Raw genomic sequence first — 12,296 nt, 5'->3', positions numbered from 1 at the left:
TAAAATCAACTTTTGATATAAAAAATATTTAAAAGGTTTTTATGTTTTCTAAAATCATTCAAAGCTACGCTAAAGGCAACCTCATAGTTCAAATTTGCATAGGTATAGCACTAGGAATACTTATAGGCATTAGCTCTAAAGAAATATCTGAAATTGCAAATTTACTTGGAATACTTTTTACAAGTGCCTTAAAAGCTATCGCTCCTATGCTTGTTTTTATTTTAATTTTAACCTCAATTTGCACTAAAGATTTTTCTCAAAGTGGTGCTAAGATCAAAAATATTATTATTTTGTATATAGTAGGCACCTTTCTTGCTTCAGCTTGTGCGGTTCTTGCTAATTTTTTCTTCCCTGTAAAGCTTGTTTTAGATGGAGTTCAAACCGCTACAAACTCATCTCCAACCCACATGAGTGATATTTTCAAAGATCTTTTATTTAAAATTGTCGATAATCCCATAAATGCTCTTTCAAGCGGAAATTATTTAGGAATTTTAACTTGGGCAATAGCTGGAGGTATAGCATTAAAACACTGTTCTAACGAAGCAAAACAAGTTTTTATAGATATCAATGAAGGGGTTTTAAAAATCGTTAAATTTATAGTAAAACTTGCCCCTTTTGGAATTTTTGGACTTGTGGCTAATTCTGTAGCACAAACAGGAGCACAAGGTTTGCTAAGTTATGTAAAACTTTTAATTTTACTTGTAGCTACTATGCTTTTTGTTACTTTTGTTATCAATGCCTTAATAGTCTTTTTTTATACAAGAAAAAATCCTTTTCCTTTAATTTTTATCTGCTTAAGGCACAGTGCATTTTTTGCCTTTTTTACAAGAAGTTCAGCGGCAAATATTCCTGTAAATATGGCACTTTGCGCTAAACTTGGCATAGATAAAGAATTTTATGGCATTTCTATACCTTTAGGAGCTACTATCAACATGGCAGGAGCAGCAGTTACTATAGCTATTTTAAGTCTTACTGCAGCCAATACCGTTGGTATAGAAATCAGTCTTTTACAAGCCTTTTTATTAAGCATTATTGCCACCTTTGCAGCTTGTGGGGCTAGCGGAGTTGCGGGCGGATCTTTACTGCTTATACCTTTGGCTTGTTCTTTATTTAATATAGACTATGATATTGCTATGAAGGTAGTTGCCATAGGTTTTATTATAGGGGTTATTCAAGATAGTGTTGAAACTGCTTTAAATAGTTCTACAGATGTTCTTTTTACAGCAATTTGTTCTAAAAATGAATTAAATTACAATATCAAATAAGGTAAAAACATGCGTCATCTCATCACTACAAAGGATTTTAATAAAGTCGAAATTATGGAGCTTTTTAAAGAAACAAGTGATTTCTTAGATGAAAAACCTAGAACTTTTCTTAAAGGAAAAAGTATCACGACAATTTTTTTTGAAAACTCTACACGCACCCTTTCATCTTTTGAAAGCGCTGCAAGAAGATTAGGTGCTAGGGTTTTACGCCTTGATGTTTCAAGATCAAGCTCTAGCAAAGGAGAAACTCTTTATGATACTGCTGCTAATTTAGATGCCATGAGTCCTAATGCTATTGTTGTAAGACACGCAAACTCAGGAGTTCCTTTGATATTAGCAAAGCATATGCATTGTCCAGTTGTTAATGGAGGAGATGGAAAACACGCCCATCCTACCCAAGCTTTGCTAGATTTATTTACTATTTATAATCATTTTCAAGGCGATGTCGAAGGTAAAAAAATTTGCATCGTAGGTGATATTAAAAATTCCCGCGTTGCAGCGTCCAATATAGAACTTTTAAGCAGGTTTAATCTTGATATTACCCTAGTAGCTCCACCACATTTTATGCCTAATACCCATCTTAAAAAACATTATAAGCTTGATGAGAATATCATAGCAAATTCAGATATTATCATGAGTCTTAGAACACAAACAGAAAGACATAATAAAACCGTTTATGCTTCACTTAAAGACTATGCAAATGATTTTTGCATTCAAAAAAGCTTAGTAAAGGATAAAAAGCTTATTTTACTACATCCAGGCCCTGTTAATCGCAATATTGACATAAGCGATGAAATGATGAGCGATGAAAGGACTTTAGTTTTAAAACAAGTTAAAAATGGAGTGGCTATTAGAATGGCTGTTCTTAAAAAACTCATACTAGAAAATGAAGGATAAAAAATGTTAGAATGGGATTTAAGTGCTTTATTTCACGATAAAGAATCATTGCAAAATTTTACACAAGATCAAATCCAACAAAGTTTAAATTTCAAAAAAAACTATGAAAATAAACTTTATACATTAAATGCTAATGAGTTTTTGCAAGCTTTAAAAGATTATGAAAATTTAAATCAAGCTCTTGGTAAAATCATGACTTATGCTTATTTGCTTTTTGCTAAAAACACTCAAAATGGTTCTTTTTACGCACAATACGAAGAAGAATGCAAAAAAATAGAAGAAAATTTACTCTTTTTCGAGCTTGAATTTTGCGAGTTAGCTCCTGAGAAAAGTCGAGAATTTACAACTTTTTGCAAAGATTATGATTTTTATCTTTCTAATTTATTGCAAAACAAACGCTATAATCTTAGCAAAAACGAAGAACGCATTATGCTTTATCTTTCAAATACAGGTGCAAATGCTTTTAGTAGACTTTTTGATGAAAGTATGAGTGCTTTAAAAATCCCTTTTGAAGGTAAAAAACTTAGCGAAGAAGAAATTCTAAGCAAAATGTATGATGAAGATAGAAAGATACGCAAAAAAGCTGCTAAAAAATTCAGTAAAGTTTTGCAAAAAAATAGCAGACTTTTAAGTTTTATTATCAATATGATAAAAACAGAAAGAAAAAATATAAGCTTATTAAGAGGTTATGAAAATGCTGAAATTTCAAGACATATCAGCAATCAAATTTCACAAAAAAGCGTTGATTCTTTGATAGCAAGTGCGCAAAAACATTTTAACTTAGTATCGCAATTTTACAAAAGAAAAAAACAAATTTTAGGCTATGATGAGCTTAAAGACTATGATAGATATGCACCCATAGGAAAAGAAGCAAGTTTTGATTTTAAAACAAGTAAAAATATTGTTTTAGAGGCATTTCAAGCTTTTTCTCCGCAATTTTATAATATAGCAAAAAATGCTTTTAATCAAGGCTGGATTGATGTTTATCCACAAGAAAATAAACAAGGGGGTGCTTTTTCACATTCTGCAACTTCTGATGCACATCCTTTTGTTTTATTAAACTACACCGATAAAAGACGCGATCTTTTTACACTTGCACATGAATTAGGACACACCATCCATCAAAAACTTTCTTATAATGTAAGCTATTTAAATCAAAACACGCCTTTAACCACCGCAGAAACAGCTTCAGTTTTTGCTGAAATGCTCGTATTTGATTTTATTAAAGATAAGTTAAAAAAAGAAGAACTCCTATCTTTATATGCAAATAAAATCGAAGATATTTTTGCAACTTTTTATAGACAAATTAATTTTACTTGTTTTGAAAGACGCTTACATGCTCAAGAAAATGAACTTAGCACCGAAGAAATCAATAAAATTTGGATGGAAGAATCTCAAAGGATGTTTCAAGACAGCGTAAAACTTACAAAAAATTATGCTTCTTGGTGGAGTTATATTCCTCATTTTATCCATTCTCCTTTTTACTGCTATGCTTATGCCTATGCACAACTTTTAGTTTTAGCTCTTTATGGACTTTACAAAAGTAAAAAATGTGAAAATTTTAAAGAACTTTATATCAAAATGCTTTCTTTAGGTGGAAGCGTGAGTCCAAAAGAACTAGTAGGAATGTTTGGATTTGATATAGAAGATGAAAATTTTTGGGAAATAGGCATAAAAGAAATTCAAAAACTCATCAATGAATTCATGGAGTTACAATCATGCTAGAAACAATCTTAAAAAATGAAAATTTTATCCATACCATGCAAAAGCATTGTTATGAAGTTATTTCACACCTTATGGAAGAAAATATAGAATTTTCCATAGTTGCAAATACAAATTTCATAGATTTTAACCCTGAACTTCCCAAAGAGCTTGATATTAAACAAAATCCTTATGCTCTTTTTGCTCTTGGAGGATACACCTTTGAATCCATACAACTAAATAAAGATTTCATTCAATTTCACGCAGGTTTTGGAAATGATGATTTTGATAGTTTTGTAAAGGTTGATTTAGGAGCTATCACGCAAATTCAAATAGAAAATAGCATTTTATTTGTTAATTTTAGCCTTTATAAACGCGAAGATAGTAAAAATTTACAAAAATCTAAAAATATATTTTTAAATAATCCAAAAAATAAAGATATTTTCAAAAAATGAATCTATTTGAAGATTTAAATGATAGTCAAAAACAAGCGGTAAGTCACATTGATGGAGCTATGCTTATCCTAGCGGGTGCAGGTAGTGGAAAAACCAAAACTATTACCACTCGTCTTGCTTATCTTATCGGTGAAGTAGGCATCCCCTCGCATAACACTCTTACTCTTACTTTTACAAATAAAGCAGCTAGTGTTATGCGTCATAGAGCATTAAATTTTCTGCAAGGCAATCACAATCCTTTGCTTTGTACCTTTCATAAATTTGGACTTTTATTTTTAAAACTCCATTTTGAAAGATTGGAGCGTAAAAATAGTTTTATTGTTATCGATACAGATGATACAAAAAAAATAATTAAAGACTTAATCCATGATAAAAACAAAGATAATGTCTATGATATTATCAAATACATATCTTATTGCAAAAATGAAGACAAAAGAGTAAGCAATGTCTTTGAAGATTTAAATTTACTAAAAGAACATAATTTTGAAAAATATCAAAATGAATACAAATTTGCCAACTATTACCGTGCTTATGAAGAATACTTATTAAAACAAAATTTTGTAGATTTTGATGATCTTTTATTACTAAGCAATCTCATTTTAGAAAATGATATAAATTTTGCCAAAGAACAAAGCTTACTTTATAATTACATTACAGTTGATGAGTATCAAGATACTAATACCTTGCAATATAAAATTCTAAAAAATCTATGTTGTATGCATGAAAATATCACAGTTGTTGGTGATGATGATCAAAGTATTTATAGTTGGCGTGGAGCAAAAATTGAAAATATTTTAAATTTTCAAAATGATTTTAAAAATGTTAAACTTGTAAAACTTGAACAAAACTATCGTTCAGTAGGGACTATTTTACAAGCAGCAAATAATCTCATATCTCACAATGAGCAACGACTTGGAAAAACTTTAATCTGCACTAAAGATACTGGGGAAAATATTAAAATATTAAAAAACGAAAACGAAAAAGATGAAGGTTTATATATCGCTCAAGAAGTGAAAAAATTGCTAAATTCTGGAGTAGAAGCTAAAGAGATCGCCATTTTATTTCGAGTTAATGCACTATCAAGAGCAATAGAAGAAGCATTTATGAAGAAACAAATTTCTTATAAACTACTTAGTGGTATGCGTTTTTATGAGAGATTAGAAATAAAAGATTTAATCTCGTATCTTAGACTTATCTTAAATCCAAGCGATGATTTGTCGTTTAAACGTATTATTAATCGCCCCAAAAGATCCATAGGAGAAAAAGCCCTAAAAAATTTAGAAGAATATGCAAAAAAACGTCAAATTTCACTTTTTGATGCCCTATGCGAAAGCGATGGTGGTGTAGGAATTTTAACAACAAAAAAAGCACAAAATGAAGCAAATATTTTTATACAAAATATTCACACTCTAAAAAGCTACGATAATGCAAAAAAGGTTTTTGACAATATAGAAGAATTATTTAAAATTAAAGATTATTTTTCAGAGCAAGATGATGGAGATGAAAGAATCAGAAATCTTGATGAGTTTTATGCTAATCTAAGAGAAAAACTCAAAGAAGATCCCAAAGCTTCTTTAGAAGATCTACTTAGTGAAATTTCTTTATTAAGCGATCAAGATAATTTAGATGAAGAATGTGTTTGCTTGATGAGCATTCATGCTAGCAAAGGTTTGGAATTTGATTATGTTTTTATAATAGGCTTTGACGAAGGATTTTTTCCTTTAAATAGCGAAGAAAATCTCGAAGAAGAACGCCGTCTTGCTTATGTTGGCATCACTCGCGCCAAGAAATTTCTCACAATAAGTGTTGCAAATTCTCGTTTTTATCATGGTTCAAGAGCAAATATCAATCCTAGTCGCTTCTTAGAAGAAAGTAAATTAATCAATGAAAAATCAAAAAATCAAAATATACAAAAAACTAGTTTTTGCAAAGGAGATCTAGTTAAACATAAAATTTTTGGCATTGGCAGGGTTGTTGAAGTTAATAAAAGCGGAAAAGAGGAAAAGCTTAATATTAATTTTGGTGGTATAATGCGTGTAATCATGGCAAGCTTTGTGGAAAAAGCAGTATGAACAAGATCTTTGCAGCCTTTAAACCAAAGGGTTTGAGTTCTAATGCCTTTTTAAGTACTTTAAAGAAAAAATATAAAAATAAAAAAGCAGGATATTCTGGCACTCTTGATCCTTTCGCCAAAGGGGTTTTAATCGTTGCATTTGGACAATACACAAAACTTTTCCGTTTTTTAAAAAAAACCCCAAAAACCTATAAAGCTACTTTATGGCTTGGAGTTTACTCCTTAAGTCTTGATGATCAAAATATAAAAGAAATTCAAAATATAAAAGAATTTGATCTTGCAAATTTAAAACAAATCATTGATCAAATGCAAGGAATTATCTCCTATACACCACCTCAATTTAGCGCCAAAAGAATCAATGGAACTCGCGCCTATGAACTTGCAAAAAAAGGTATAGAAGCAAATTTAAAACCTTGTCAAATGGAAGTATTTGATTGTAAGATCTTAAGCTATAATCATCCTTTTTTAAATATTGAAATCACAGTCAGTGAAGGTGCTTACATAAGATCTTATTGTGAACTTTTTGCTAGAAAACTAGGTATTAATGCGACTTTAAGCTCTTTAGAGCGCATTAAAGAAGGCAAATTTGTTTATAATAATGAGAAAAGCTTAAATGTGTTAAAATACATTAACCTAAAGCCAAATTTTATCAAGGATTTAAATAAGCTCGAAAATGGTGCTAAAATTTTTGTCGAAGAATTAGAATTTCATGATGAAGGAGATTATTATATTGAAACAGAAAAATATTTTAGCATAATTAATATTAAAGAAAATACAGTAAAATATCTTCTAAATAAGGTTGAAAAATGTTAATATTATCAAGAAAAGAAAATGAAAGTATAATTATCGGAGAAGGTATAGAAATCAAAGTCGTTCAAACAGGGAAAGGATATGCCAAAATAGGCATAGAAGCTCCAAAATCCCTTATGATACTTAGAAAAGAACTTGTTCAACAAGTAAAGGATGAAAATTTGCATTCTGTTGTTCAGAATGATATTAAACTTGATGACTTAAGCAAAAAACTAATCAAATGAAAGCTTACGCTAAAGCAAATATTTTTTTAAAACTTACCGGTTTTGACTCAAGAAAATATCATCTTTTAGAATCACGATTTATACTTTTAAAAGATCTTTTTGATGAGCTTGAGCTTGTTGATAAAGAATCAGATTCTAAAAAAGAATTTGAAATCATCAGTAATTTTAAATGCGAAAATAATATTATTCAAAAGGCTTATTTGCTACTTTCTAAAAGATATAATAACGAATTAAAAGAATTATTTAGCAAAAAAAGCCTAAAACTCACAAAAAATATCCCAGTATGTGCTGGACTTGGCGGTGGAAGTAGCGATTGTGCGAGTTTTTTACTACTAATGAATGAAACCCTAAATTTAAAATTAAACCTGCAAGAACTTATAAATTTAAGCATGCAACTAGGAAGTGATATTGCCTTTTTTTTAAGTGGCTTTCACTCTGCTAATGTAAGTGGCTGTGGCGAAATTATAGAAGAATTTGAAGATGACATACCTAATTTAAAATGGACTTTTCCACAAATATCTTGCCAAACTAAAGCTGTTTATGATGAATTTGATAGAGAAATATTTGACTTTCAAAAAAACAATAATCAAGCGCAAATCTACAAAAAACTCAGCACAAAAGAGTTGTTACAAAACTTTAAAAACAAAGAATTAAATGATTTATTTACTCCTTGTGCAACTTTATATCCTAAAATGAAGTCTTACTTGCAAGAAGATTTTTTTCTAAGCGGTAGCGGTAGTAGTGTTTTTAAGGTTGATCGATGAAAATTATTGCGAGAAATAAAAAAGCTTTATTTGATTATAGCATCATAGAACGCTTTGAAGCCGGAATTGTCCTTAAAGGAAGTGAAGTTGTAGCCTTAAGAGCAGGAAGAGCAAATCTTAAAGACTCTTTTGTTCGCATTATAAAAAATGAGATTTTTTTACTTAATTCTCATATTTCATTGCTTCATACTACACATTCTTTCTATAAACACGAAGAAAGAGGTGCTAGAAAGCTTTTAATGCATAGAAAGCAAATTGATAAATTATTAGGTAAAGTAAGTATAGAAGGATATACTATCGTTGCATTAGATCTTTATTTTAACACAAAAAATAAAGTAAAAGCTACCCTTGCTTTAGCTAAAGGGAAAAATTTGCACGACAAGCGTGAAACTTTAAAGAAAAAGCAAGCCGATTTAGAAGCTAGAGTTGCTATGAAAAATTATAAATAAAGGAAATTAAATGAAAAAAATTTTAACCCTATTTTTAATAAGTTTAGCATTTTTTCTTAATGCTTGCTCCAAAGAAGAAGAAATTCAAAATGATTTCATGTTTGAAGAGTATCACAAAGGAGATAAAATAGTCTTAAATAGTGTAAATGGTGGAAGCAAAACTTTAATAAGAACAGATAAAGGTTTTGTGGTGGAAGGAGAGGAAGGAAAAGTTCTAATGTTTGATTTTTTTGGCACTTTTTGCACCCCATGTAAAGAAGAAGCTTTAGATCTTAGCAAACTTTGGAAAAATAATTCTAGCAAATTTATCATTATAGGACTTACACATTTTGAAGATGTTAGCGATGAAACAGTTAAAAAATTCGCGGATGATTATGGTGCTTACTATTTTCTAAGCAATGGCAGCTCTAATGATCGTATTATTGCTCAAATTTTAAAAGATATAGACTATCAAAATATGGAGCAACTTCCTTTTAAAGTTGTTTTAAAAAATGGAATTTATCAAAAAATAAGCGATTACTGGAATAATAATACTCCAACAAATTTTTATCTTGGTAAAATTCCAACAGAACTCATGCAAGAAGATTTAAATAAAATCTACAAAGGAAAATAATGCCAAAAACCCAAACTCTAGAGCAAACAAAACTTAGTGAACCAAAAATGTATAAAGTTATACTCTTAAATGATGATGTAACAACCATGGATTTTGTTATAGAAATTTTGATGAATATTTTTCATCAAAACCTTGAGAAAGCAAGTCAAACAATGTTAGAAATTCATCACAATGGTTCTGGAATTTGTGGCATTTACACCCAGGAAATAGCTCTTTCAAAACAAAAAAAAGTTATGGATGCGGCTAAACTTGCTAATTTTCCACTACAAGCAAAGGTGGAAGAAGAATGAAATACCAAGAAAATTTACAAAAATATCTTGATAATGCCAAAAATCTAAGCTTAATAAATCACCATGAATTTGTTACCTGTGAGCATGTACTGTTTGCATTACTAAAACTAAGCACTGATTTTAAGGATATATTTGAAGAATTTTCAGATGGAGATCTTGAACTTCTAGAAACTGAATTAAAAAATTACATTTCTCAAAACAATCAAGTTATTAAACAAGAAATAGAACCTACAATATCTGTTGTTTTAGATGAAATCTTACTTTCATCTAAAAATAAAAATAATGAAATTAAAATTATAGATTTTTTAGAAAAGCTCATACAGGATTCAAGAAGTTATTCTAGCTATCTCTTAAAAAAACACAACATAAATCTTAACAAAATTCAAGAACTTCAAAATCATGAAAATATACAAAATTTAAACAACCACACAAGTGATTTAACACTTTTAGCTCAAAATGGCAAAATTGATCCTTTAATAGGAAGAAAATTTGAACTTGAAAGAATGATGCAAATTCTTTCACGTCGCAAGAAAAATAATCCTATTTTAGTAGGAGAAGCAGGAGTTGGAAAAACAGCCATTGTAGAGGGATTAGCATTGGCTATTGCGGAAAAAAAGGTGCCTAAAAACTTACAAAATGCAAAAATTTTTAGTCTTGATATGGCTAGTATACTTGCGGGAACAAAATACCGTGGAGATTTTGAGAAAAGAATTAAAGAAATTTTAAGTGAACTTGAGAAAATACCCAATGCTATTTTATTTATTGACGAAATTCACACTATAGTAGGAGCTGGAAGCACAGGAGAATCTCATACTGATTTTTCCAATCTTTTAAAACCAGCTCTAAGCAATGGAACTTTAAAATGCATAGGTGCAACAACTTTTATGGAATATAAAAATACTTTTGATAAAAATAAACCCCTAAGTCGCCGTTTTGCTAAAATAAATGTAGATGAACCAAGCCAAGAAGAAAGCTTGCAAATTCTTAAAGGATTAAAAAACAAATATGAAGAATTTCATCATATCAAATTAAACGATGAAATTCTTCAATATGCTGTAATTTGGGGTAAAAAATTTTTTAATGATAAATTTTTACCTGATAGCGCTATAGATCTGATCGATGAACTTGGCGCTTCTTTTGCTTTAAATCCAAGAGCTAAAAAAAATGCCAATTTAAAAGATTTAGAAAATGTTTTAGCAAAAATGACCCACCATCACAAAATGTTTGAATTCGATCAAAATAAAGCTTTAATGAACTTAAAAACAAATTTAAAAGCAAAAATTTTTGGCCAAGATGAAGTTATAGATAGCCTTGTTTCATCACTTAAGCAAAGTTTCGCAGGATTTAAAAATTCCAATGCACCACGCGGAGTGTTTTTGTTTACTGGATCAAGTGGAGTTGGAAAAACAGAACTTTGCAAAGCTTTAGCTGAATTTTTAGGTTTAAATTTAGAACGCTTTGATATGAGTGAATATGCAGAAAAACATGCTATAAGTAAACTAATAGGATCTCCAGCTGGATATATAGGTTTTGAAGAGGGTGGACTTTTAAGCAATGCTATTCGCAAAAATCCTTTCAGTCTTGTTCTTTTTGACGAAATAGAAAAGGCTCATCCTGATTTAAGCAATACCTTTTTACAGATTTTTGACAATGCTGAACTCACCGACAATAGCGGTCTTAAAGTAGATTTTAAAAATACAATCATTATTATGACATCTAATCTAGGACTTAAAGAAAGCAATGAGCTTGGTTTTTTAAGTAAAAATGAAGAAAAAAGTAATCGTGCTATCAAAGACTTTTTTGCTCCAGAATTTATTAATCGCATTGATAAAATTTTACATTTTAATGATTTAAACGATGCTATACTTGTTAAAATTATCGAAAAAGAACTTGACGAAATTTCTAAAAATTTAAATAATATAAAATTATCAGTGGATGATAAAGCTAAAATTTATTTAGCTAAAAAAGCCTATAATAAAGAATTTGGAGTAAGGCTTTTAAAACGCATAATTTCTGAGGAAATAGGAGAAAAAATCAGTGATGAAATTTTATTTGGAAAGCTTAAAAAAGGTGGTATAGCTAAAATCAAACTTGGTAAAAATGGAAAGCTCGAATTTATATTCTAAATTACTCAATGCGCCTAAAAATGCTCCTGTATTTTTAAGTCAAAATTTAGAAGCTGATTTTATTGTAAAAGCTTATACTTTTGGTCTATTCCCATGGACAAGTAAACCTGTAACTTGGTGGTGTCCAGATCCTAGATGCATTTTAATTCCAAATCAAATTCACATCCAAAAAAATATGAAAAAATTTATTAATCTCTATCAAATTAAACTTGATTATGATTTTTTAAAATTAATTACATTATGTCGCGATACACGCTCTCAAAGCTGGATAGATGATGAATTTATTACCACTTATTATAAGTTATTTACCCAAGGCTATGCGCATAGCCTTGAACTTTATGAAAATAATGAACTTATAGGTGGAATTTATGGTTTAATTTTAGGCAAGGTTTTCTTTGGTGAAAGCATGGTAAGCATTAAAAAAAATGCATCTAAAGTTGCCATGATTAAACTTTGTGATTTATTAAAACCTTATGATTTTATCATAGATTGTCAAGTTTATAACCAACATTTAGAATTTATGGGTGCTCATAATATTTCTAGGAAAGAATTTTTAAATATTTTAAAAGAAAAATGCAATCAAGAAAGTGGTTTTAAAAATTTTAAAGATTTAATTACTTAAAAATAA

Annotated in this window: 13 protein-coding genes; all 13 read left to right on the top strand. The window is 29.5% G+C overall.

Features of this window, described 5'->3' with window-relative positions; genetic code table 11:
* Positions 1-41 precede the first annotated feature (41 nt).
* The 13 genes from sstT to aat are packed head-to-tail and all read left to right on the top strand — an operon-like array spanning position 42 to position 12,290.
* Positions 42-1,265: a serine/threonine transporter SstT gene (gene sstT, locus FBF10_RS04920; RefSeq protein ID WP_002888325.1), complete on the top strand. Its 1,224-nt coding sequence runs from the start codon at positions 42-44 to the stop codon at positions 1,263-1,265.
* A gap of 9 nt (positions 1,266-1,274) precedes the next feature.
* Positions 1,275-2,162, top strand: a complete 888-nt coding sequence (locus FBF10_RS04915; protein ID WP_002888326.1) for an aspartate carbamoyltransferase catalytic subunit — start codon at positions 1,275-1,277, stop codon at positions 2,160-2,162.
* Positions 2,163-2,165: 3 nt separating this feature from the next.
* A complete protein-coding gene (locus FBF10_RS04910) occupies positions 2,166-3,887 on the top strand; it encodes a M3 family oligoendopeptidase (RefSeq protein ID WP_002888328.1) in 1,722 nt (573 codons plus the stop codon).
* Complete coding sequence (locus tag FBF10_RS04905; protein ID WP_002888330.1) at positions 3,881-4,318, top strand: hypothetical protein; 438 nt, start codon at positions 3,881-3,883, stop codon at positions 4,316-4,318. Before FBF10_RS04910 ends, FBF10_RS04905 begins: the two co-directional genes overlap by 7 nt.
* Positions 4,315-6,390, top strand: coding sequence for a 3'-5' exonuclease (locus FBF10_RS04900; RefSeq protein WP_002888333.1), 2,076 nt, complete (start codon positions 4,315-4,317; stop codon positions 6,388-6,390). Before FBF10_RS04905 ends, FBF10_RS04900 begins: the two co-directional genes overlap by 4 nt.
* Positions 6,387-7,205: a tRNA pseudouridine(55) synthase TruB gene (gene truB, locus FBF10_RS04895; protein ID WP_002852653.1), complete on the top strand. Its 819-nt coding sequence runs from the start codon at positions 6,387-6,389 to the stop codon at positions 7,203-7,205. Before FBF10_RS04900 ends, truB begins: the two co-directional genes overlap by 4 nt.
* Positions 7,199-7,426 (top strand): carbon storage regulator CsrA, encoded by a 228-nt coding sequence (gene csrA, locus FBF10_RS04890; RefSeq protein ID WP_002852854.1) that lies wholly within the window; start codon positions 7,199-7,201, stop codon positions 7,424-7,426. Before truB ends, csrA begins: the two co-directional genes overlap by 7 nt.
* Complete coding sequence (locus tag FBF10_RS04885; RefSeq protein ID WP_002888335.1) at positions 7,423-8,190, top strand: 4-(cytidine 5'-diphospho)-2-C-methyl-D-erythritol kinase; 768 nt, start codon at positions 7,423-7,425, stop codon at positions 8,188-8,190. The genes csrA and FBF10_RS04885 overlap by 4 nt, the downstream gene beginning before the upstream one ends.
* The gene (smpB, locus tag FBF10_RS04880) at positions 8,187-8,639 is read left to right on the top strand and encodes an SsrA-binding protein SmpB (RefSeq protein ID WP_002853449.1); all 453 of its coding nucleotides are present in this window, start codon (positions 8,187-8,189) and stop codon (positions 8,637-8,639) included. The genes FBF10_RS04885 and smpB overlap by 4 nt, the downstream gene beginning before the upstream one ends.
* A 10-nt stretch (positions 8,640-8,649) precedes the next feature.
* Positions 8,650-9,252 carry a TlpA disulfide reductase family protein gene (locus tag FBF10_RS04875; protein ID WP_002888338.1) on the top strand — a complete coding sequence of 201 codons (603 nt, stop codon included), beginning with the start codon at positions 8,650-8,652 and terminating at the stop codon, positions 9,250-9,252.
* The gene (locus tag FBF10_RS04870) at positions 9,252-9,542 is read left to right on the top strand and encodes an ATP-dependent Clp protease adaptor ClpS (RefSeq protein ID WP_002852892.1); all 291 of its coding nucleotides are present in this window, start codon (positions 9,252-9,254) and stop codon (positions 9,540-9,542) included. The genes FBF10_RS04875 and FBF10_RS04870 overlap by 1 nt, the downstream gene beginning before the upstream one ends.
* The gene (locus FBF10_RS04865; protein ID WP_020247032.1) at positions 9,539-11,668 is read left to right on the top strand and encodes an AAA family ATPase; all 2,130 of its coding nucleotides are present in this window, start codon (positions 9,539-9,541) and stop codon (positions 11,666-11,668) included. The genes FBF10_RS04870 and FBF10_RS04865 overlap by 4 nt, the downstream gene beginning before the upstream one ends.
* Positions 11,643-12,290, top strand: coding sequence for a leucyl/phenylalanyl-tRNA--protein transferase (gene aat / locus FBF10_RS04860; RefSeq protein ID WP_002826100.1), 648 nt, complete (start codon positions 11,643-11,645; stop codon positions 12,288-12,290). Before FBF10_RS04865 ends, aat begins: the two co-directional genes overlap by 26 nt.
* Positions 12,291-12,296 lie beyond the last annotated feature (6 nt).

This window comes from Campylobacter sp. CFSAN093249 (genome assembly GCF_011067895.1).
Taxonomy (GTDB): domain Bacteria; phylum Campylobacterota; class Campylobacteria; order Campylobacterales; family Campylobacteraceae; genus Campylobacter_D; species Campylobacter_D jejuni.
The sequence above is the reverse complement of the archived record's forward strand: the minus strand, read 5'-3'. Positions and strand labels throughout refer to the sequence as shown.

Coding starts and splice junctions, on each gene's coding strand:
- FBF10_RS04865 (WP_020247032.1), top strand. CDS start 9,539: ATGAAATACCAAGAAAATTTACAAAAATATCTTGATAATGCCAAAAAT.
- FBF10_RS04870 (WP_002852892.1), top strand. CDS start 9,252: ATGCCAAAAACCCAAACTCTAGAGCAAACAAAACTTAGTGAACCAAAA.
- FBF10_RS04900 (WP_002888333.1), top strand. CDS start 4,315: ATGAATCTATTTGAAGATTTAAATGATAGTCAAAAACAAGCGGTAAGT.
- FBF10_RS04910 (WP_002888328.1), top strand. CDS start 2,166: ATGTTAGAATGGGATTTAAGTGCTTTATTTCACGATAAAGAATCATTG.
- aat (WP_002826100.1), top strand. CDS start 11,643: ATGGAAAGCTCGAATTTATATTCTAAATTACTCAATGCGCCTAAAAAT.
- truB (WP_002852653.1), top strand. CDS start 6,387: ATGAACAAGATCTTTGCAGCCTTTAAACCAAAGGGTTTGAGTTCTAAT.
- FBF10_RS04905 (WP_002888330.1), top strand. CDS start 3,881: ATGCTAGAAACAATCTTAAAAAATGAAAATTTTATCCATACCATGCAA.
- FBF10_RS04915 (WP_002888326.1), top strand. CDS start 1,275: ATGCGTCATCTCATCACTACAAAGGATTTTAATAAAGTCGAAATTATG.
- FBF10_RS04885 (WP_002888335.1), top strand. CDS start 7,423: ATGAAAGCTTACGCTAAAGCAAATATTTTTTTAAAACTTACCGGTTTT.
- csrA (WP_002852854.1), top strand. CDS start 7,199: ATGTTAATATTATCAAGAAAAGAAAATGAAAGTATAATTATCGGAGAA.
- sstT (WP_002888325.1), top strand. CDS start 42: ATGTTTTCTAAAATCATTCAAAGCTACGCTAAAGGCAACCTCATAGTT.
- smpB (WP_002853449.1), top strand. CDS start 8,187: ATGAAAATTATTGCGAGAAATAAAAAAGCTTTATTTGATTATAGCATC.
- FBF10_RS04875 (WP_002888338.1), top strand. CDS start 8,650: ATGAAAAAAATTTTAACCCTATTTTTAATAAGTTTAGCATTTTTTCTT.